Below are 20,179 nucleotides of genomic sequence, written 5' to 3' on the forward strand. Positions count from 1 at the left end.
GCGTCAGGGGTGGGTCAGGCCGATGCGGTCGGTGTAGGCGTTGGCGAACTTCCGGCCGGGGTCGTGGCTCGCGACGAGGGCCCGCATGTCGTCGAAGCGCGGGTACAAGCTCGCGAGGCGGTCTGCGGAGGCCGCGAACAGCTTGCCCCAGTGCGGGCGCACGTCGAACGGCGCCAGGGCCGCCTCGACCTCGGCGACGGCCGCGATGACCTCGGCCTGGCGCTGCTTGTAGGTGAAGTGGAACGCGACGGTGTCGCGCTGGTAGGCGCTGGAGAGCCACAGGTCGTCGGCGGCGACGGTGCGGATCTCGCACATGTGCAGCAGGGGGGCGATCGAGGGGCCGAGGTCGCGCAGGGCCGCGATCACCCCTAGCGCGTTCTCCCGGGCCACGAGGTACTCGACCTGCAGTTCCTCCCCGTTGCTCGGGGCGAAGCTGAACCGGAAGTGCGGCAGCCGTTCGTGCCACGGGCCGGGGATCCCGAGCTGCTCGGTGGCGTTGCGGATGTCGACCTCGGGCAGCGGGTGCAGGGGTTCGCTCGCCCGGCGGGCGCCGAAGAGTTCGGTCGGGGCGTCGGCGCTGTCGCTGACGCGGGTCTTCAGCCACACCTGGGTGGTGTCGCTGCCGATCCAGTTCGTGTAGACGCTGACGCTGTAGGCGGCGGAGGTGACCGCGTCGAAGTTCGCGGTGAACGCCTCGAAGGACAGCCCCGAGTAGACGTCCTGGCGGACCGCGTAGGTCGGGAGCACGTCGAGCTCGAGGTGGGTCACGATCCCCAGCGAGCCGAGCGCCACGACGCTGCCGGGGAACTCCGCGTCGCCGCGTTCGACCCGTCGCACGTCGCCGTCCGCGGTCACCAGCTCCACGGCGCGGACCGCGCCGGCGAGGTTCTGCGTGCCGTCACCCGAGCCGTGCGTCGCCGTGGAGACACCCCCGGCGACGCTGATGTGCGGCAACGAGGCCATCGTCGCCAGCGCGACCCCGGAGTCCTGCAACCGTTGGGCGAGCACGCCGTAGCTGGTGGCGGCGCTGACCCGGGCGCTGCCCGCGACGGAGTCGACCTCGACCTCGGTCGGGAGGTCCTCCAGGGTGACCATGTCGCCCGGGGAGTCCGCGATGTCGTTGAAGCAGTGCCGCGTCCCCACGGCCCGCACGCGCCCGGTCGACGCGACCACGGCGCGCAGTTCGTCGAGGGAGGTCGGGCGGTGCAGGGTGCCCGCGCTGTAGGCGTAGTTGCGGGCCCAGTTGACCCCGGGGGCGGTGGTGGACGACGTCGTCGTCGAGGTGCTCACGGGAAGACGGTAATCGATGGAACCCCGGCTGCTCACGTCACCGGGCGTCACCGGACGACGTCGTAGACCAGCTTCGTGATGCCGTTGGGGTAGGTCTGCGACTCGCGGACGGTGAGCAGCTGCCTGTCCTTGTCGGTGGTGCTGAACCACCGCTTCCCGGCGCCGAGCAGGACGGGGAAGACGAGCAGGTGGTAGCGGTCGACGAGGCCCGCGTCGGCCAGGGAGGCCCCCAGGGTGGCGCTGCCGTGCACGGCGATCGGCCCGCCCTCGGTCTCCTTCAGCGCCGCGACGTCGTCGACCGAGCGCAGGATCGTGGCGGGCCACTGCGCGTCGTCGTGCTCCAGCGTCGTCGAGACGACGTAGCGCGGCATGGCGTTGTAGGCGGCGAAGTCGTCCATCGTCGGCCAGACCGGGGCGAAGGCCTCGTAGCTGGTGCGGCCCAGCAGCAGCGAGGTGGTCTCCCCCATCTCGCGACCCTTGATCTCGTAGGCCGCCGGGTCGAAGGCGATGTCCTGGAACGTCCAGCCGGCGTTGCGGTAGCCGGGCTCGCCGCCCGGGGCCTCCACGACGCCGTCGAGGGAGGTGAAGGCGGTGACGATGAGGGTGCGCATGGTTCTCCTGGGTCGCGTCCTGCGGTTCTGCCCATCTGACCGCACGCAGCTCCGGAAGTCATCGACCCCCACGGCTCCTCCGCTCCCCTACAGCGGCGACCGCCGACGACCGATGTTCACCCGGTCGGCTCTTCCTGGCGTCGGCTCCGACGGGAACGAGGACCACTCATGGGAAAGCTGCGCGATCTGAACATCGCGTCGAAGCTGTTCGTCGGCTTCGGCATCGTCTGCCTGCTGCTGGCCGCCGTGGCGGCCCTGGGCATCTCCCGCCTGCACTCCTCGCAGGACACGGTGACGGCGATGTCCGACGTGGTCGTCCCCGGAGTCCAGAACATCGGGACGGTCAAGTACGCCTTCGCCCAGTCCCGCGCCGACCTGGCCTCCTCCGCCCTGGCCAGCGACGCGTCGGCGACCTCCGCCGCGCTGCAGGCGGTCAGCGCCGACGACGCCCAGCTCGACGCGGCGTGGAAGGTCTACCTGGCCACCGACCCGGTCTCGACCGTCGCCGACCGGGAGTCCTTCGCCGCCGACCTCGCCACCTACCGCACCGGACGGGAGAAGCTCATCGCTCTGGCGAAGGCGAACGACCAGGCGGGCTTCATCGCCGAACGTGACGCGGCGAGCGTCCCCCTCGCGCGGGGGATCTACACCATCCTGGACCGCATCCAGAAGGCGGAGACGGACAACGCCACGGCCACCGCGCAGCGCGGAGCCCAGAGCTACCGCACCGCCGTGGTCCTCCTCGTGGCCGTGGGCGTCCTCGCCCTCGTCCTCGCCGCGGTCGTCGCCGTCGTCGTGGCCCGCTCCATCGCCGGCCCCCTGGGCCGCGCCCTCACCGTCGTGCGGGGCCTGGCGCAGGGCCGCCTGGACCAGCGGGTGGGCTACAGCGCCAAGGACGAGGTCGGCCAACTGTCCGGGGCCCTCGACGTGACCATGGACCGGCTCACCGAGACGATGCGCCGCATCGCCGGCAACGCCGCGACCCTCGCCGCCTCCAGCGAGGAACTCACCACCGTCGCCACCCAGCTCTCCTCCGGCGCCGAGGAATCCGCCACCCAGACCCAGGTCGTCTCCGCCGCCACCGAGGAGATCTCCGCCAACATCGCCACCGTCGCCGCCGCCGGGGAGGAGATGACCGCCGCGATCCGCGAGATCGCCACCTCCACCGCTGAAGCCTCCTCGGTCTCCGCCGACGCCGTGTCCAGCGCGTCGCAGGCCTCGGAGATCCTGGACCGCCTCTCCGCCTCCTCCCGCGAGATCGGCGACGTCGTCAAGCTCATCACCTCCATCGCCGAGCAGACCAACCTCCTCGCCCTCAACGCCACCATCGAAGCCGCCCGCGCCGGGGAGATGGGCAAGGGCTTCGCCGTCGTCGCCGGAGAGGTGAAGGAACTGGCCCAGCAGACCGCACGGGCCACCGAGTCCATCACCACCCGGGTGGCGGCCACCCAGGCTGACGCGACCGAGGCCGCGTTCGCCATCAGCGGCATCAGTGAGGTCATCGCCCGCATCGACGGGTTGCAGGCCACCATCGCGGCGGCGGTGGAGGAGCAGTCGGCGACGACGTCGGAGATGGTCCGCAACGTCACCGAGGTCTCCTCGGGGAGTCAGGAGATCGCGTTGAACATCTCCGGCATCGCCGCTGCGGCGGACCAGACCACGGCGGGGGCGACCCACACCGCCACCACCGCGGGGGAGGTCTCGCGCGCCGCCGTCGAGCTCAACGAGCTCGTCGGCTCCTTCACCCTTCCCCGCGTCTGATCCCGCCCGACCCGGGTGACGGACGGGTCCCACAACGCCTCGAGGGCGGCCTCCCTGATCGGGAGACCGCCCTCGCGGGTGGTGCAGGTGCTACGGAGTGGCTGGACTCAGAAGTCCATGCCGCCCATGCCGCCGTCGCCACCGGCCGGGGCCGCAGAGGCCTTCTCCGGCTTGTCGGCGATGACGGCTTCGGTGGTGAGGAAGAGCGCCGCGATGGAGGCGGCGTTCTGCAGCGCGGAGCGCGTGACCTTCACCGGGTCGTTGATGCCCGCGTCGAGCAGGTCCACGTACTCGCCGGTCGCGGCGTTGAGGCCGTGTCCGGTGGGCAGGTTGCGGACCTTCTCCGCCACGACGCCGCCCTCGAGGCCGGCGTTGATGGCGATCTGCTTCAGCGGAGCCTCGATCGCGACCTTGACGATGTTCGCCCCGGTCGCCTCGTCACCGACGAGCTCGAGCTTCTCGAAGGCCAGCACGCCGGCCTGGATGAGGGCGACGCCACCACCGGCGACGATGCCCTCTTCGACGGCAGCCTTCGCGTTGCGGACGGCGTCCTCGATGCGGTGCTTGCGTTCCTTGAGCTCGACCTCGGTCGCCGCGCCGGCCTTGATGACGGCCACGCCGCCGGCCAGCTTGGCGAGACGCTCCTGGAGCTTCTCGCGGTCGTAGTCGGAGTCGCTGCGGTCGATCTCGGCGCGGATCTGGCCCACGCGACCGGCGATGGCGTCGGCGTCGCCGGCACCTTCGACGATGGTGGTCTCGTCCTTGGTGACGACGACCTTGCGGGCGCGGCCCAGCAGGTCGAGGTCAGCGGTGTCGAGCTTGAGGCCGACCTCCTCGGAGATGACCTGGCCACCGGTGAGGATGGCGATGTCGCCGAGCATGGCCTTGCGGCGGTCGCCGAAGCCCGGGGCCTTGACGGCGACGGACTTGAAGGTGCCGCGGATCTTGTTCACGACCAGGGTCGCGAGCGCTTCGCCCTCGACGTCCTCGGCCACGATCACGAGCGGCTTGCCCGACTGCATGACCTTCTCCAGCAGCGGGAGCAGGTCCTTCACGGTGGAGATCTTGGAGTTGAGGATGAGGATATAGGGGTCCTCGAGCTCGGTCTCCTGACGCTCCGCGTCGGTGACGAAGTAGGGCGAGATGTAGCCCTTGTCGAAGCGCATGCCCTCGGTGAGCTCGAGCTCGAGCCCGAAGGTGTTGCTCTCCTCGACGGTGATGACGCCTTCCTTGCCGACCTTGTCGAGCGCCTCGGCGATGAGCTCGCCGATCGAGGCGTCACCGGCGGAGATCCCGGCCGTGGCCGCGATCTGCTCCTTGGTGGTGACTTCCTTGGCGGCGGCGACGAGCTGCTCGGTAACAGCCTCGACGGCCTTCTCGATGCCGCGCTTGAGGCCCATCGGGTTCGCACCCGCGGCCACGTTGCGCAGACCCTCGCGGACGAGCGCCTGGGCGAGGACGGTCGCCGTCGTGGTGCCGTCGCCGGCCACGTCGTCCGTCTTCTTGGCGACTTCCTTGACGAGCTCGGCGCCGATCTTCTCGTACGGGTCCTCGAGCTCGATCTCCTTGGCGATGCTGACACCGTCGTTGGTGATCGTGGGGGCGCCCCACTTCTTCTCAAGGACGACGTTGCGGCCCTTGGGGCCGAGCGTCACCTTGACCGCGTCGGCGAGCTGGTTCATCCCGCGCTCGAGACCACGACGGGCCTCTTCGTCGAAGGCGATGATCTTGCTCATGCCTGGTGTTCCTCCCAGAAGACGGGCGGTGGGCGGTCGGTCGGGTGCCCGCGACGGACGGCCGACCTGAACCGGGGTCACGTCCCCCAGCGCCTGTCGACCTCACCGGACCGGCCAGGGAGCTTCGCTCCCGGGTCGAGTGCAGTTGTCACTCTCGACTCGAGAGTGCCAACGCCAATGTTGGCACTCTCACCCCCCGAGTGCAAACCCCCGGAGGCCTCGGACGGTGCGCGAGCGCGGGCGGGCTGGTGCCCGGCCTCCGGGAGGACCGGGGGCCGGGCACGGTCACGCCGGACACGCCGGTCACGCCGCGCCGGGTCAGACGGCGCGGACGCTCTCGGCCTGGGGACCCTTCTGGCCCTGCCCGACCTCGAACTCGACGCGCTGGCCCTCCTCGAGGGAGCGGTAGCCGTCGGCCACGATCGCGGAGTAGTGCACGAACACGTCCGCCCCACCGTCGTCGACGGTGATGAAGCCGAAGCCCTTCTCGGAGTTGAACCACTTCACGGTGCCCTGAGCCATTGCCTTCTCCTGGTGGTGCAGCGAGCGGAAGAACGGCGCCGGCGGGCACCGGAGCCGGGTCTCACGCTGCCCGCGGCGACGAGAGCCGAGGGCGACGCCCGACGTGCGCCCCCCGAGAGGACGTGTTCGTCGAACTGATCGACCGGGGCTCAGGTTAGTGCGGGGAGGGGCTGGTGGGACAGGGTTCGAGGAACCTCGTCTTCACGAAACGGTCACGTCGCCCTCACCGCGGCGGACCCCCGAGAGGCGTCGCTCAGAGCACCCGGCCGGCGACGTCCAGCAGCGGACCGGCTACGGACCGGACCGCGACCGCGAGAGCGCCGACGACGAGGGCCGCGACCAGCAACCAGACCAGGACGAGCACGACGACACCGACCGGTCCCCGACGGGTCCGGTGGGCCCCGCGTCGGGCGAGCAGGTGGGGCGAGCGCCCGCGACGAGCGCTCAGGGCTGCACGCCGAGACGGCGGGCGGAACGGGCGCGCTGACGGCTGGTGCGCATCCGGCGCAGCCGCTTGACCAGCATCGGGTCGTGGGCGAGGGCGGCCGGGGAGTCGATGAGGGCGTTGAGCAGCTGGTAGTAGCGCGTGGGCGAGAGGTCGAAGAGCTCGCGGACGGCCTGTTCCTTGGCGCCGGCGTACTTCCACCACTGCCGCTCGAAGGCCAGGATCTCGGCGTCGCGGCGACTCAGCCCGTCGGGCAGCCCCCCGGGCTGCTCCTCGAGGGACGGGACGTCTCGCTCGCTGCGCGCCGATGCGTCGTTCCGCTCCACGTCATGACCCCTCTCACCGCGGCCTCCGGAACCGAGGGCCGGGCAGGAGTCTAAGAGGGCATCACACCCGTGTCGTTCACCTCGGCGGGCGCGTCCGGGCTCGGTACCGTCCCGTGCGTGACTCCCGCCGCAGCGCCCCCACCCGCCCCTCGCTTCCCGCGCACGGACGACGATCCGGCCGGACTCGGCCTCGACGACCTCGACCCGGGCTGGGCCCGCGCCCTGGCGGGGGTCCGCGACGACCTGGTGCGGCTCTCCACCGCGCTGGCCGCCGAACCCGCGCCGTGGCTGCCCGCCCCCGAGAACGTGCTGCGGGCGTTCCGGGAGCCCTTCGACGGCGTCCGGGTGCTCCTGGTCGGACAGGACCCCTACCCCACCCCCGGACACCCGATCGGGCTGAGCTTCGCCGTCGAACCGGACGTCCGGCCCCTGCCGCGCAGCCTGGTCAACATCCACAAGGAGCTCCTCGCCGACACCGGCGTGCAGGCGCCCGGGCACGGCGACCTCTCCTCCTGGTCGCGGGCCGGGGTCCTGTTGCTGAACCGGGTGCTGACGGTGCGCGCGGGCGAGTCCGGGTCGCACCGCAGGCTCGGCTGGCAGGCCGTCACCGACGCGGCCGTCCGCGCCCTGGCCGCGCGGGGCGGACCGCTCGTGGCCCTGCTCTGGGGTCGCGACGCGCAGACGGTCGCTCCCCTGCTGGGCGGGGTGCCGGTCGTCACCGGGGTGCACCCCAGCCCGTTGTCGGCCTCGCGGGGGTTCTTCGGTTCCGCTCCGTTCAGCCGCGTCGACGAACTCCTGCGGGCCGAGGGGGGCGACGGGATCGACTGGCGGCTGACCTGAGCCCCGGGGCGTGCGGCAGGATCGCGCCATGACCGCGACGTTGCACAGCACCCCCTTCGGCCGGACGCGACGCGGGGAACCCGTCGAGCGGTGGGAGCTGAGCCTGCCCTCCGGGGCGAGCGCCGCCGTCCTGACCCGCGGCGCGACCCTGCAGCAGGTCCGCGTCCCCGACGCCTCCGGCCGGATCGGTGACGTCGTCGTCGCCCTGCCCGACGTCGCGGCCTACGAGGCCGCCGACGGCTACCCCGGCGCCGTCGTCGGACGCGTCGCGAACCGCATCGCCGGCGGACGCTTCCGGGTCGACGGGGTGTCCTTCGCAGTCCCCGCCAACGACGGCGCGAACGCCCTGCACGGGGGTTCGGAGGGTTTCGACCAGCGCGTGTGGACCGCCACCGAGGTCTCCGTGGACGGGGTTGCCGGGGTGCGGATGTCGTTGCGCAGCAACGACGGCGACATGGGTTTCCCGGGGGCGCTGGACGCCTGCGTCACCTACTCCCTGCGCGAGGACGGCGGTTCGGTGACGTTGCGCCTGGACTACGTCGCGACCGCGGACGCCGCCACCCCGGTGAACCTCACGAACCACGCCTACTTCGCCCTCGACGGTGCAGGCCCCGTCGAGGACCACGTCGTGCGGCTGTCCGCGTCGCGCTACCTGCCGATCGACGCGAACCTCGTCCCGACCGGTGAACTCGCCCCCGTCGAGGGCACCCCGTTCGACTTCTCCACCCCGACCCGCATCGGCGAGCACCTCCGCGACGCGGACGAGCAGCTCCTCACCGCCGGCGGCTACGACCACTGCATGGTGCTGGACGGCCCCGGTTCCCTGCGGCCGGTGGCCACCGTCTCCGGCCCGCGCAGCGGACGTTCGCTCGAGGTCCGCACCGACCTGCCGGGTCTGCAGTTCTACACGGGGAACTTCCTGACCGGCGCGTGGCGGACGATCGAGGGCCGGCCCGTGCGGCAGGGCGACGCCCTCTGCCTGGAGACGCAGTTGCTGCCCGACGCGGTGAACCAGCCGCTGCTCGGGGATTCCGTGCTGCGCCCGGGTGCGGAGTTCACGACGACCACGGAGTACTCCTTCTCCGTGTGAGCACCGCCGTCGCGGACCGATGGCCCCCTAGAACGAGGCCAGCAGGTCCGCCACCGCCGGTCGTTCGTCGTCGGCGAGCGCCAGCAGCACGAGGCGCAGCGGGTCCAGCCCCCGCAACGGCACGAAGGCGATGTCGTCGGAGCGGTGGCCGGCGGCGACGACCTCCGCGGTGATGGCCATCGCCCGTCCGGAGGCGACGAGGGCGAGCATCTCCTCGACGTTCTGGGCGGGCGGACCCACGACCCGGGGGACCGCGCCGGAGGGGCGGGGCTCGACGAGCCACACCTCCCGGTCGTAGCCCGCGTCGACGATGGGCTCGTCGTCGAGGTCGGCGATGTCGATCGAGGTCTCGCCGGCCAGCTCGTGCCCGGCCGCGAACACCGCCACCCGCTGGGTGTCGGCGACGTGCACCGCGCGCACCCGCGCGTCCAGCACCTCGTCCGGGCCGGCGTTGAGGAAGACCACGTCGACCCGGCCGTCGGCGAGGCTCGCGACCTCCTGCCCCCAGGGGACGTGGCGCAGCACGACGTCGAGGTCCGGGCTCTCCTGGGAGGCCTGCACCAGCCGGGTCGAGACCCAGCGCGGGGTCGAGGTGCCGATGCCGACGGCCAGCCGTTCGCGTTCGCCCTCCTCCGCGATGCGCCGCGCGCGCACCAGCGCCCGGTCCAGGAGTTCGGTGATCCGCGTCGCGTCGGCGACCAGCGCCTGCCCGGCGGGAGTCAGCGCGGACCCCTCGCGGGCCACGCCCCGCGCGTCGCGGAGCACCAGCCGGCCCCCGACGAGCTGCTCCGTGCGCGCGATCGCCTGACTCAGCGCGGGCTGGGAGACCTGCAGCGAGACAGCCGCTCCGGTGAAGCTGCGCTCCCGGGACACGGCGAGCAGGTAGCGCAACGAGCGCACGTCGAGCTCGCCGCCGCTGCGTCCTGCACCACGCTGATCCACGGGATGGATGCTCTCAGAAGGAACGCTTGTGCGACACGTGGCACGTTCGCGCCTACGTTGAGCAGGGTGCGCTCCCTGACCGCCCTGCCCAAGGTGCACGTGCACGCCCACCTCGACGGGTCCTACCCGCGCGAGGCCGTGCTGGCCCTCGCCCGCCGCCGTGGCGTCCCGCTCGAGCTGCCCGTGCGGGGCGGTCCCGCCGCCACCGGGGAGGGCTGGTCCGACGTCTGGGCGTTCTTCGAGGCCTACGGCCGGGTGCCCGCCCTGGTGGCGGACCTCGACGACCTGGCCGGCCTGTGCCGCGCGCTCGTCGCCCAGGAGGCGGCCGAGGGCGTGGTCTACCTCGAACCCGCGATCGAACCCCAGCTCTACGCCCCCCGGCTCGGGAGCCTGCGCGAGGTGACCCGGGTCGTCGTCGACGCCCTCGGCGAGGCCGGACGGGAGCACAGCGTCGAGGTCGGCTCGATCCTGACGCTGAACACCGACCAGGACGAGCCGATCGCCGCCGAGCTCGCCGCGGTCGCCGCCGAGTTCGCCGGCCGCGGGGTGACCGCGTTCGGGACGGCCGGGTTCGAGGAACCCTCGGGCCTGCAGCGCTTCACCGGGGCGGCCGCGACGGCCCGGGCAGCGGGCCTGCCGGTCGTCGCGCACGCCGGGCAGACGGGCGGCTGGGAGTGCGTCGCGGAGGCGATCGACGTCCTGGGCGCCACCCGCATCTCCCACGGCGTCCGCTCGGTCGAGAACCCGGCCTTCGTGCGCCGCCTCGCCGACGAGGGCATCGTGCTCGACGTCGCCCCCGTCTCCAACGTGGCGCTCGGCATCGTCCCCACGCTCGCCGCGCACCCCGCCCCGCTCCTGCACGCCGCGGGCGTGGGGATCACCCTCAACGCCGACGACCAGCTCTGGTTCGGTCGTGGCGTCAGCCACCAGTACGCCGTGGCGCGCGAGGTGTGGAAGCTGAGCGACACCGACCTCGCGGCCCTGGCCGGGCACGGTCTGCGGATCGAGGGCATGAGCCCGGCGACCCGGCACCGCCTCGGCGCGGGTCTCCTCGACTGGCTGGAGCGCAGCCCGGCGGGCGTCCCCGCGTGAGGGAACCGCACCACCTGCTGCTGAGCGCCTTCGAGATCAACGGCCCCAACCTCACCAGCCAGGGGTTGTGGGCCCACCCCGAGCAGCACACCGACCGCTACCTCGACCTCGCGCACTGGACGTCGCTGGCCCGGCTCCTCGAGGACGGGGGTTTCGACCTGCTGTTCCTGGCCGACTCCCCCGGCTACCCCGTGCTCGAGGGCCGCACCCCGGCCGTGACCTTCGAGCAGGGGGTCGAGATGCCGACCAACGACCCCCTGCTGCTGGTCCCGGCGATGGCCGCGGTGACGAGCCGGCTCGGGTTCGCGGTGACGTCCTCGACGAGTCTGGAGGGCCCCTACCCGAACGCCCGGCGGTTCGCGACGCTGGACCACCTCACCCGCGGGCGCATCGGCTGGAACGTCGTGACGACGTCGGCGGGGGTGGTCAGCGCGCTGCACGGACGCGAACCGCTGCCCCGCCACGACGAGCGCTACGACATCGCCGACGAGCACCTCGACCTCAGCTACCGGTTGTTCGAGGGCAGCTGGGAGGACGCCGCCGTCCTGCACGACAAGGCGACGCGGCGCTACGCCGACGCGCGTCGCGTCCACGAGGTCCACCACCACGGCCGCTACTTCCACTGCGACGGCTACTTCAAGGTCGAGCCCTCCCCGCAGCGCACCCCCGTCCTCTTCCAGGCCGGCGCCAGCGAACGCGGTCGGGAGTTCGCGGCCACCCACGCCGAGGTGGTGTTCCTGCAGGGCCGCGACGCCGGGACGCTGCGCCGCCAGGTCCTCGACCTGCACGCCCGGGCCGCCCGGCACGGACGCGGCCCGGGGTCGCTGCGCACCCTCGTCGGACTCACGGTCGTGCTGGGGCGCGACCGGGACCACGCCCGCTCCCGCCTCGAGGAGTACCTGTCCTGGGTCGACCCGGAGGCCGCCCGCGCCTACTACGCCTCGATGACCGGCGTCGACCTCGCCGCCCTGGACCCCCGCGGGAACTTCTCCGACGTCCGCACCGAGGGCGGGCGGACCCAGGTGGAGCGCTACCGGGACGAGACGGTGGCCCACGCGCGCGCCGACTTCCTGCGTTTCGGGATGCGGGAGTTCGTGTTCACCGGCACGGCGGGCGACGTGGCCGACGCCATGGAGGCGCTGGTGCGGGAGACGGGGATCGACGGGTTCAACCTCACCCCGTTCGTCGTACCGGGCTCCTACGCGGAGTTCTGCGAGCAGGTCGTCCCCGAACTGCGCCGGCGGGGCACGCTGGCGCCACCACCCGGTCGCGACGCCCCAGGCCGTACGCTGCGGGAGGTGGTCTTCGGTCCGGGCCGCACGAGGCTGCCCGCCGACCACCCCGCGGCCCGGTACCGCCATCCTCCCGAGGAGTCGACGTGAGCGAGATCCCCGCCACCCCCGAGACGAGGGTGGGCGGTGTCGACGTCGAACTGAACGGCATCAACACCGTCGCCGAGTCCGAACGCCACGGCAGGCCACGCGACCTGTTCTGGCCGTGGTTCGCCGCCAACGTGTCCGTCCTGGGAGTCAGCTACGGCTCGTTCGTCCTGGGTTTCGGGATCTCGTTCTGGCAGGCCACGGCCGTCTCGATCGCCGGGGTGTTCCTGTCCTACGTGATCGTCGGCCTCGTCGCGATCGCCGGGAAGCGCGGTTCGGCGCCCACGATGACGTTGTCCCGCGCAGCCTTCGGGGTCGACGGGAACCGCCTGCCCTCGTTGGTGTCCTGGCTGCTGACGCTGGGCTGGGAGACGTCGCTGGCGGCCGTCGCCGTGCTCGCGACGGCGACCGTGCTGGACCGCCTCGGAGCCGGTGGGGGCACGGGCACGAAACTCGTCGCCCTCGTGATCGTCGTCGGGCTGATCGTGCTCGGCGGAACCCTCGGGTTCAGGGTCATCATGCGGATGCAGCGCTGGATCACGGTCGTCACCGCGGTGCTGACGGTCCTCTACATCGTCTTCGCGGCCGACTCCATCGACCTGGACGCCGTGAACGCGCTCCCGGCCGGGGACGCCGCGGCGGTCGTCGGGGCGTTCATCCTCGTGATGACGGGTTTCGGTCTCGGGTGGGCCAACGCCGCGGCGGACTACTCCCGCTACCTCCCGCGCGAGGCCTCCAGCGGCGGGGTCGTGTTCTGGACGACGCTGGGTTCCTCGCTCGGCCCGGGCGTGCTCCTCGTCTTCGGCGCGCTCGTCGCCGGGTCGTCGAAGGACCTCAGCGGCCGGATCGCGGCGGACCCCGTGGGGGCGCTCACGGACATCCTGCCGACGTGGTTCCTCGTCCCGTTCGTCGTCGTCGCCGTCCTCGGCCTCGTCGGCGGAGCGGTCATGGACATCTACTCCTCCGGCCTGGCGCTGCTGAACGTCGGACTCCGGGTCCCCCGGCCCGTGGCGGTCCTGATCGACGCCTGCCTGATGATCGCCGGGGCCGTCTACATCGCGTTCTTCTCGCAGGACTTCCTGACGCCGTTCCAGGGGTTCCTGATCACCCTCGGCGTCCCGATCGCCGCCTGGGCGGGGATCTTCCTCGCCGACCTCTCGCTGCGCCGCGGTGACTACGCGGAGGCAGAACTCCTCGACTCCCGCGGGCGCTACGGCTCGGTGCGCGGCCTGTCGGTGATCACCATGGTCGTCGCGACCCTCGTCGGCTGGGGTCTGGTCTCGAGCTCGGTGTCGTGGCTGTCCTGGCAGGGATACCTCCTCGCCCCCCTCGACCTGGCCCACTGGGTGCCGCCGACCGGTGGCGAGGACGGCTACTGGGACAGCAACTGGGCCTACGCCGGCCTCGGCGTGGTCATCGCCTTCGTCCTCGGCTTCGTCGCCGTCCTCCTCGGCGGGCGCCGCGCCGTCGCCCTCCAGGAGGAACGCGCCTGACGCTCGTCGCCGGGGGGATCGTTGACTCCACGGTCCCGCGGAGTGGGACCGTGGAGTCAACGATCCCCCTCCCGGCGGGGCTCAGCCGCGCTGGACGGAGACCTTGGGCGGGGTCTGCAGGGTCTGGGCGATGACGCAGTAGCGCTCGGCCAGCGAGATCATCTTGGCCTCGGTCGCCTCGTCGGCGTCGGAGGTGAACGTGAAGGTCAGGGTGACGTCGGTGATGCCGACGGGCACCTCGCGCGAGACGCCGAGCGTGCCGCGGGCGTCCCAGTGCGCTTCGGCGGTCACCGACGCGTTGCGCAGCTCCACGCCCATGGCGGTGGCCACGCTGCGCAGGGTCACGCCGGCGCAGGCCGCGACGGCCTCGCAGAGCATGTCGGCGGAGCACGCCTCGGTCCCGTCGCCCCCGGCGGCGGGGTGCAGCCCGGCGCGGGTGGTGCCCGCGAACCCGTCGACCGACACGCCGATGGACTGCCCGTCCAGCACCGCCACGGCCTTCGCGGGGACCAGCGCCTGGGCCGGGTCCTCGCGGTAGGCGTCCTTCAACGGCTTCTGCAGGGCCCTCAGTTCGGTCGAATCCACCGGGCGAGCTTAGGCCCCCGTGGGGCCGGCCCCGCAACACCCGCGAAGATGCTGCCGTGAAGTGGACCACTGCCGTCAGCAAGCTCGCCGACGTCGCCCAGGGGTGCGAGCACGCGAACTCGTTGCCCACCGACCTGAACCTCTTCCGCGCCGAGGAGGCGTGGGTCTTCGGCGCCCTGCTCGGCCCGCAGCAGGACAGCGAGGACCCGACGTTCGTCCGGGTCGCCGTCGTCGTCGACCTCCCCGAGGACGAGTGCGCGCTCTTCAGCCGACCGCAGGCCGGTGAGTTCTGGCTCAACGCGTCCGGACTGGCGAAGAGCCCCGTCCAGGTCCTCTTCCGGTCCGCGCAGGCCCCGGTGTGGAACCACCTGGTCGAACGGCCGGTGCGGTTCTGGGCCCGGGAGGAGGGCCTGGACCACGAGGCGCTCCTGCAGCTGCGCAACGGCGACGGCGAGGCGCTGCGCCCCGAGGCGCCCACGGACGGGGAACTGCGCGAACGCCTCGACCGTGACCTGCGCGCGAGCCTCGAGGCACTGCGCCGCACGGCCACCGACTACGACGGGAAGCGTTGGGCCCGGGCCAACCACAAGAAGCTCGGCGACGCGCTGGCGGACGCCGCCCTGGGCCTGCTGAGCCTGCAGGACGCCCGCGACGCTCTGAGCGCGAACGGTCCGGACGCGTGAGCGACGAGAAGCTGGCGTACCGGCTGCTGACCGGCCCCGACGACCGCTCCTTCTGCGAGAAGGTCACGGCGGCCCTGGCCGAGGGCTACGTCCTGTACGGCAGCCCGTCGGTGACGACGACGGACGGGCGCACCGTCGCCGCGCAGGCCGTCGTCCTCCCCCACGTCCTGGCCCGACCCGGTGACGGCGGTGCGGCGTGACCGAACGCCTGCGCTGAGACGCGGGCAGTCCTACGGTCGGCTGAACACCGGCGCGGGGGCGATTTGACGGGTTCGACGACGGGAACCTACGGTTCCCCCACGGTCATGAGTGACAGCGACAAGCCCTGGCTCGCTGTCCGGCAACCCTCCCCCGCGGCGGGGTGCCCCAGGTGAAGACCAGGCCGGACGACCCCGTCCGGCAAGCGCGGAACAACGGACGCCGTCGATCACGGCGTGCTGCGAGCCGCGCGCCCGCCGTTCGACCACCGGAGTGCCACCGTGTCCAGCCCCGCCCCCGCCCTGCCCGACAAGCCGAAGCGCCGCGGCCTCCTCATCGGGATCGTCGCCGCCGTCGTCGTCGTGGTCGTGGTGATCGTCGCCGTCGTCCTCGGGACCCGCAAGGACGACACCGCGACGACCACCGCCGCCGGTTCCGCCCCGGCCCAGACCGTGAAGATCGGCGTGGCCGACAAGTCGCTGGACTACTGGACGACGTACGTGGACCTGGCGAAGTCGAAGCTGAACGTGACCGTCGACCTGGTCAACTTCTCCGACTACAGCCTGCCGAACCCGGCGCTGTCGCAGGGCGAGATCGACCTGAACCAGTTCCAGCACATCCAGTACCTGGCGAACTACGACGTCACGGCCGACGACGACATCCAGCCCATCGGTGGCACCGCCATCTACCCGCTGCCGCTGTACTCGACCACGGCGAAGAGCCCGTCGGAGCTCCCCGAGGGCGCGAAGGTCGCCATCCCGAACGACGACATCAACCAGGCCCGCGGTCTGCTGGTGCTGCAGTCGGCGGGTCTGCTGACCCTCAAGGACGGGGGCAACGCCTTCTCCTCGATCGAGGACATCGAGACCAAGAAGGTCGACGTGACCGCCATCGACGCCTCACAGACCGCGAACGCGCTGCAGAGCGGTTCCGTCGCCGCCGCGATCGTCAACGTGAACTACGCGACCAGCGCCAAGCTGCCGGAGACCGACGTCATCGCCAAGGACGACCCGTCCGACCCCTCGGCCGCGCCCTACGTGAACATCTTCGCCGCGCGGGCGAAGGACAAGGACAACGAGACCTACCTGAAGCTGGCGGCCCTCTTCCAGGACCCGGCCGTGCAGACGGTGTTCTCCAAGGACTACCCGAACGCGGTCGTCTCCGACCGCAGCGCCGCGGACCTGCAGGCCGACCTCGCCACCGTCGAGGCCGACGCGAAGGCCGCGAAGGGCAAGTGAGCGCCCTCGTCACGCTGGAGAACGTCTCCAAGCGCTTCGACCGCCGCGACGGCCAGTCCGTCGCGGCGGTCGACGACGTCTCCCTCGACGTCGAGGAGGGAGAGGTCCTCGCCGTCATCGGCTACTCCGGCGCAGGCAAGTCCACGCTCGTCCGCCTCGTCAACGCCCTCGAGCTGCCGACCTCCGGCAGCGTCAGGGTCGGGGGGCAGGACCTGACGAAGCTGTCGGAGGGCGAGCTGCGCAAGGCCCGGTCGAAGATCGGGATGATCTTCCAGCAGTTCAACCTGTTCCGCTCGCGGACGGTCGCCGGGAACGTCGCCTACCCGCTGCGGGTCGCGAAGGTCCCCGCGAAGCAGCGCGACGCCCGCACCGCGGAACTCCTGGACTTCGTCGGTCTCCTCGACCGGGCGCACGCCTACCCGGAACAACTCTCGGGTGGGCAGAAGCAACGCGTCGGCATCGCCCGCGCGCTGGCCACGAACCCCCCGCTGCTGCTGGCCGACGAGGCCACCAGCGCGCTGGACCCCGAGACCACGACCGAGGTCCTGTCGCTGCTGCGGCGGGTGAACACCGAACTCGGGGTGACGATCATCGTCATCACCCACGAGATGGACGCCGTGCGCCAGATCGCCGACCGCGTCGCGGTCATGGAAGAGGGGCGGATCGTCGAGGTCGGCGAGGTCTACGACGTGTTCTCGAACCCGCAGACCGCCGCGGCCCAGCGCTTCGTGCGCAGCGCCACCCACGACCGGCCCCCGGCCGAAACCCTGGCCCGGCTGCGCACCCACCACCCCGGCCGGCTCGTGAGCGTCCGCATCACCGACGAACCCGGTCTGCAGCAGCGCATCGACTCGGTGTTCCGGAGCACCGGCGCGACCGCGGAACTGGTCTTCGGCGGTGTCTCGGAGATCCGCGAACGCCGGACCGGCTCACTGACCTACGAACTCAGCGGCCCCGACGTGGACGGCACGCTCCGTGCGCTCGCCGCCGACGGCGTGCACGCCGAAGAGGAGGTCTGATGGCCGGGGAGGGCTTCTTCGACGGTTTCCTCGACAGCGTCGACGTCTTCCGCGAGTCGATCTGGCAGACGTTGTTCATGACCGGCATCTCGCTGGTCGTCGCCGGCGTCCTCGGGCTCGCGTTGGGCATCGCTCTCTACGCGACCAGGCCGGGCAACCTGTTCGGCAGCCGGTGGGTGTTCGGGATCATCGGGTTCGTCGTGAACCTGGTGCGCCCGATCCCGTTCGTCATCTTCCTGGCCGCCATCAGTCCGCTGCAGCGGGTCGTGGTCGGGACGACGATCGGGACCACGGCGGTCACGTTCGCGATCTCCCTCGCGGCCGCCTTCGCCGTGGCACGCATCGTGGAGCAGAGCCTCGTCAACGTCGACCCGGGGGTCGTCGAGGCGGCACGCGCCGTCGGGGCGGGACGGGTCTCGATCCTGCTGAAGGTCGTCGTCCCGGAGGGCCTCGGGCCGTTGGTGCTCGGGTACACGTTCATCTTCATCGGCATCGTCGACATGTCCGCACAGGCCAGCCTCGTCGGCGGCGGCGGTCTCGGTGAGTACGCCATCACCTACGGCTCGCAGCGCTACGACAACGGCATCATCGTGGTCAGCGTCGTCGCGATCGTGGTCATCGTCCAGGTTGGTCAGCTCATCGGGAACCGAATCGCCCGCGGCGTCATGCGCCGCTAGTCCAGAACTTCCCCGGAACCCCCGTCGTGATCGCGACGGGGGTTCCGCCGTTCAGGGGCAGACCACCTCGTAGACGTCGGTGTGCATCTCGAACCGTTCGTAGCTCTGGTGGTCGGTGACCTCGCCGTCGGAGTTCAACCGGAACGTCCCGGACCCGGCGTCGATCTCGACGACCTTCCCGGTCGCGGTGACGACGTCCTGCCGCTCGACGTGGACCCCGCTGCGCAGTCCGGCGGCGAAGCCCAGGCGGGCGAGGGGGCCGGTGGACTCGGAGACGACGACGTCGGCCAGCCCGTCGTGCGGGTCGGCGCCGGGAACCAGGGGGGCGCCGCCGCCGATGGTGCCGCCGATGCCGATGCCGACCATCAGGACGGGACGCTCCCCCGGCGACACGGTGGTGCCGTCGACGTCAACGCGCAGCCGGAACCCCTTGCCCGCGCTGACCCCCGCCCAGGCCGCACCGACCGGGTAGGCGCCGGCCCGGAGGAAGCGCTTGAGCCGCTGCGCCTTGGCCGTCGCCGACGCCCCGATGCCCGCGTGGACGGTGTTGACGGTGATCCGGTCGTGGGAGTCGACGAGGAGCTCCAGCCCCTTCGGGCTCCCCTGGGCGACGACGCGGGCCGCGGCGACCGGGTCCAGCGGCAACCGCAGCGAGCGGGCCAGGTCGTTGCCGGTGCCGAGCGGGACGATGCCCAGCGGCCCCACCGAGCGGGTCGCTCCCGCGTTCCAGAGCAGTTGCAGCGCAGCGTGCAGGGAGCCGTCCCCGCCCAGCAGCACGACCCGGCGGCCGCCCGCCCCGAGCAGGGCGGCGCGCAGGTCGTCCAGGGAGCTCGTGCGGCGCAGCTCCACGTCACCGTGGCGGCGCAGCTCCTGCACGGCGGCGTCGACCGCGCCGGTCCGCGCCGATCCCGCCCCCGCGTTGACGACGGCCAGGTACTGGTTCCCACTCACGCCTGCCCAACGCACCAGGACGCCGACTCGTGCCGGACGCCCCGGACCTCACAGCGGACGCCAGGTCCCGTCCGCCTCGAGCACCTCGCCGACCCCGTCCCACCGGTAGACGGGGCGACCGCCGCTGACCACGTGCACGGCGCGCGACATCACGTCGAGCGGGTCCCCGGACCAGACGGCGACGTCGCCGTCGAGACCGGGAGCCAGCGACCCGACGCGGTCGTCGATCCCCAGGATCACGGCCGGGTTGAGGGTCAGGGCTCGCAGCGCCTCGCCGGGGTCGAGGCCCTCCTTGACGGCCAGGGTCGCGGAGAGGGCGAGGAACTGGATGGGGACGACGGGGTGGTCGGTGGTCAGCGCGATCCGCAGCCCCGCGCCGGCGAGGATCCCCGGCACGCTCAGCGAGCGGTGGCGCAGTTCGGGCTTCGAGCGCGAGGTGAGCAGCGGACCGACGACGGCCGGCAGCCCCCTCTCGACGAGCAGGTCGAGGACGCGGTGGCCTTCGGTGACGTGGTTCAGGACGAGCCGGTAGCCGAACTCCTCGGCGAGGCGGACCGCGGTCGCGATGTCGTCGGCGCGGTGGGCGTGCTGCTGCCAGACGAGTTCGCCGGCCAGGACCCGAGCGAGGACCTCGGCGTCGCGGTCCCGGTCGGTGGGCGGGTCGAGGGGTTCACCCTTCTCGGCAGCGCGCGTCCGCTGAGCGCTGAACCGTTGCGCCGCAGCGAAGGCGTCGCGCAGGGCGGCCGCGATCCCCATGCGGGTCGAGGGGCCTCCGGAGTTCTTCCGGGGGTTCTCGCCGAGCGCGCTCTTCACCCCGATCGGCGCGCGCAGCAGCATCTGCTCGACCGTGGCCCCCCAGGTCTTCAGGGCTCCGGTCTGTCCCCCGATCACGTTGGCGGAACCCGGCAGGACGGCCACGGTGGTGACCCCTGCGCTCAGGGCGTCGGCGAAACCCTGGTCACGGGGGTCGACCCCGTCCCAGGACCGCAGCCGGGCGCCGCGGGGTTCACCCTTCTCGTTGACGTCGGCCCCGTGCCAGCCCTCCCCCTCGGCGTGGACGCCGAGGTGGGTGTGCGGGTCGACGAAGCCGGGCAGGACGAACCGGCCGGTCGCGTCGAGCACGGGAACGTCCGCGGGGACGGGCACGTGGGCGCCGACGGCGACGATCCGGCCGTCGCGGACGAGCACCGTGCCGGGTTCGCGCTCGCCGTGCCAGTCCGGGGTCAGCCGCAGCAGCGTCCCTCCCACGACGGCGACGTCTCGGGAGACCTGTTCACGGTGCGGTGCGGGCATCCGGCCAC

20 protein-coding genes and 1 riboswitch are annotated in these 20,179 nt (G+C 72.2%); of the genes, 11 read left to right on the forward strand and 9 right to left on the reverse strand.

The features are described from left to right. Positions 1–3: 3 nt before the first annotated feature. Positions 4–1,290 (reverse strand): D-arabinono-1,4-lactone oxidase, encoded by a 1,287-nt coding sequence (locus tag SJY07_RS05790; RefSeq protein WP_380157648.1) that lies wholly within the window; start codon positions 1,288–1,290, stop codon positions 4–6. 47 nt (positions 1,291–1,337) lie between these two features. Beyond that, the gene (locus tag SJY07_RS05795) at positions 1,338–1,901 is read right to left on the reverse strand and encodes a dihydrofolate reductase family protein (protein WP_380157650.1); all 564 of its coding nucleotides are present in this window, start codon (positions 1,899–1,901) and stop codon (positions 1,338–1,340) included. Positions 1,902–2,069: 168 nt separating this feature from the next. Here SJY07_RS05795 and SJY07_RS05800 point away from each other — a divergent pair, with 168 nt between their 5' ends. Continuing rightward, positions 2,070–3,662 carry a methyl-accepting chemotaxis protein gene (locus tag SJY07_RS05800; protein WP_380157652.1) on the forward strand — a complete coding sequence of 531 codons (1,593 nt, stop codon included), beginning with the start codon at positions 2,070–2,072 and terminating at the stop codon, positions 3,660–3,662. 107 nt (positions 3,663–3,769) lie between these two features. Here the strand turns inward: SJY07_RS05800 and groL are convergent, their stop codons facing one another. The 3 genes from groL to SJY07_RS05815 form a co-directional block, all read right to left on the reverse strand. Further along, on the reverse strand, positions 3,770–5,398 hold the full coding sequence (gene groL, locus SJY07_RS05805) for a chaperonin GroEL (protein ID WP_328295197.1): 1,629 nt from the start codon (positions 5,396–5,398) through the stop codon (positions 3,770–3,772). A gap of 318 nt (positions 5,399–5,716) precedes the next feature. Next, entirely contained in the window at positions 5,717–5,920 is a 204-nt protein-coding gene (locus SJY07_RS05810; RefSeq protein ID WP_328295196.1) for a cold-shock protein, read from the reverse strand. Positions 5,921–6,364: 444 nt separating this feature from the next. Further along, on the reverse strand, positions 6,365–6,622 hold the full coding sequence (locus SJY07_RS05815) for a DUF3263 domain-containing protein (RefSeq protein ID WP_380162188.1): 258 nt from the start codon (positions 6,620–6,622) through the stop codon (positions 6,365–6,367). A gap of 186 nt (positions 6,623–6,808) precedes the next feature. Between SJY07_RS05815 and SJY07_RS05820 the strand changes: the two genes are divergently transcribed. Both SJY07_RS05820 and SJY07_RS05825 read left to right on the forward strand, forming a co-directional pair. Then, a complete protein-coding gene (locus SJY07_RS05820; RefSeq protein WP_380157654.1) occupies positions 6,809–7,531 on the forward strand; it encodes a uracil-DNA glycosylase in 723 nt (240 codons plus the stop codon). A gap of 28 nt (positions 7,532–7,559) precedes the next feature. Next, positions 7,560–8,621, forward strand: coding sequence for an aldose epimerase family protein (locus SJY07_RS05825; RefSeq protein WP_380157656.1), 1,062 nt, complete (start codon positions 7,560–7,562; stop codon positions 8,619–8,621). Between the two features lie 27 nt (positions 8,622–8,648). On the opposite strand, the gene SJY07_RS05830 is transcribed toward SJY07_RS05825, so the two are convergent. Further along, positions 8,649–9,563, reverse strand: a complete 915-nt coding sequence (locus SJY07_RS05830) for a LysR family transcriptional regulator (RefSeq protein WP_380157658.1) — start codon at positions 9,561–9,563, stop codon at positions 8,649–8,651. A 66-nt stretch (positions 9,564–9,629) separates the two neighbouring features. On the opposite strand from SJY07_RS05830, the gene add reads away from it, so the two are divergent. The 3 genes from add to SJY07_RS05845 are packed head-to-tail and all read left to right on the forward strand — an operon-like array spanning position 9,630 to position 13,527. Further along, positions 9,630–10,655, forward strand: coding sequence for an adenosine deaminase (add, locus tag SJY07_RS05835; RefSeq protein WP_328295191.1), 1,026 nt, complete (start codon positions 9,630–9,632; stop codon positions 10,653–10,655). Continuing rightward, positions 10,652–12,037: an NtaA/DmoA family FMN-dependent monooxygenase gene (locus SJY07_RS05840; protein WP_328295190.1), complete on the forward strand. Its 1,386-nt coding sequence runs from the start codon at positions 10,652–10,654 to the stop codon at positions 12,035–12,037. Before add ends, SJY07_RS05840 begins: the two co-directional genes overlap by 4 nt. Then, on the forward strand, positions 12,034–13,527 hold the full coding sequence (locus SJY07_RS05845) for a purine-cytosine permease family protein (protein ID WP_380157661.1): 1,494 nt from the start codon (positions 12,034–12,036) through the stop codon (positions 13,525–13,527). Before SJY07_RS05840 ends, SJY07_RS05845 begins: the two co-directional genes overlap by 4 nt. Positions 13,528–13,608: 81 nt before the next feature. Here SJY07_RS05845 and SJY07_RS05850 read toward each other — a convergent pair whose 3' ends face one another. Continuing rightward, positions 13,609–14,112 carry an OsmC family protein gene (locus tag SJY07_RS05850; RefSeq protein WP_328295188.1) on the reverse strand — a complete coding sequence of 168 codons (504 nt, stop codon included), beginning with the start codon at positions 14,110–14,112 and terminating at the stop codon, positions 13,609–13,611. Positions 14,113–14,168: 56 nt separating this feature from the next. Between SJY07_RS05850 and SJY07_RS05855 the strand changes: the two genes are divergently transcribed. From SJY07_RS05855 to SJY07_RS05875, 5 genes are all read left to right on the forward strand, one after another. Then, positions 14,169–14,795: a hypothetical protein gene (locus tag SJY07_RS05855; protein ID WP_380157664.1), complete on the forward strand. Its 627-nt coding sequence runs from the start codon at positions 14,169–14,171 to the stop codon at positions 14,793–14,795. Then, a complete protein-coding gene (locus SJY07_RS05860; RefSeq protein WP_380157666.1) occupies positions 14,792–14,995 on the forward strand; it encodes a DUF1737 domain-containing protein in 204 nt (67 codons plus the stop codon). The genes SJY07_RS05855 and SJY07_RS05860 overlap by 4 nt, the downstream gene beginning before the upstream one ends. Positions 14,996–15,096: 101 nt before the next feature. Continuing rightward, positions 15,097–15,207, forward strand: a riboswitch (SAM riboswitch). 67 nt (positions 15,208–15,274) lie between these two features. Next, entirely contained in the window at positions 15,275–16,231 is a 957-nt protein-coding gene (locus SJY07_RS05865) for a MetQ/NlpA family ABC transporter substrate-binding protein (RefSeq protein ID WP_328295185.1), read from the forward strand. After that, positions 16,228–17,250: a methionine ABC transporter ATP-binding protein gene (locus SJY07_RS05870; protein WP_380157669.1), complete on the forward strand. Its 1,023-nt coding sequence runs from the start codon at positions 16,228–16,230 to the stop codon at positions 17,248–17,250. The genes SJY07_RS05865 and SJY07_RS05870 overlap by 4 nt, the downstream gene beginning before the upstream one ends. Then, positions 17,250–17,927 (forward strand): methionine ABC transporter permease, encoded by a 678-nt coding sequence (locus tag SJY07_RS05875; RefSeq protein ID WP_380157671.1) that lies wholly within the window; start codon positions 17,250–17,252, stop codon positions 17,925–17,927. The genes SJY07_RS05870 and SJY07_RS05875 overlap by 1 nt, the downstream gene beginning before the upstream one ends. A 51-nt stretch (positions 17,928–17,978) precedes the next feature. Here SJY07_RS05875 and SJY07_RS05880 read toward each other — a convergent pair whose 3' ends face one another. Continuing rightward, positions 17,979–18,878 (reverse strand): diacylglycerol/lipid kinase family protein, encoded by a 900-nt coding sequence (locus SJY07_RS05880; protein ID WP_380157673.1) that lies wholly within the window; start codon positions 18,876–18,878, stop codon positions 17,979–17,981. Between the two features lie 48 nt (positions 18,879–18,926). Continuing rightward, entirely contained in the window at positions 18,927–20,171 is a 1,245-nt protein-coding gene (locus tag SJY07_RS05885; protein WP_380157675.1) for an amidohydrolase, read from the reverse strand. Between the last annotated feature and the right edge of the window lie 8 nt (positions 20,172–20,179).

The organism is Kineococcus sp. R86509 (assembly GCF_042466365.1).
Taxonomy (GTDB): Bacteria; Actinomycetota; Actinomycetes; order Actinomycetales; family Kineococcaceae; genus Kineococcus.

Excerpts from the sequence above, each read along its gene's own strand:
- SJY07_RS05795 (WP_380157650.1), bottom strand. The coding sequence starts at position 1,901 with ATGCGCACCCTCATCGTCACCGCCTTCACCTCCCTCGACGGCGTCGTG.
- SJY07_RS05800 (WP_380157652.1), top strand. The coding sequence starts at position 2,070 with ATGGGAAAGCTGCGCGATCTGAACATCGCGTCGAAGCTGTTCGTCGGC.
- groL (WP_328295197.1), bottom strand. The coding sequence starts at position 5,398 with ATGAGCAAGATCATCGCCTTCGACGAAGAGGCCCGTCGTGGTCTCGAG.
- SJY07_RS05810 (WP_328295196.1), bottom strand. The coding sequence starts at position 5,920 with ATGGCTCAGGGCACCGTGAAGTGGTTCAACTCCGAGAAGGGCTTCGGC.
- SJY07_RS05825 (WP_380157656.1), top strand. The coding sequence starts at position 7,560 with ATGACCGCGACGTTGCACAGCACCCCCTTCGGCCGGACGCGACGCGGG.
- SJY07_RS05875 (WP_380157671.1), top strand. The coding sequence starts at position 17,250 with ATGGCCGGGGAGGGCTTCTTCGACGGTTTCCTCGACAGCGTCGACGTC.
- SJY07_RS05885 (WP_380157675.1), bottom strand. The coding sequence starts at position 20,171 with ATGCCCGCACCGCACCGTGAACAGGTCTCCCGAGACGTCGCCGTCGTG.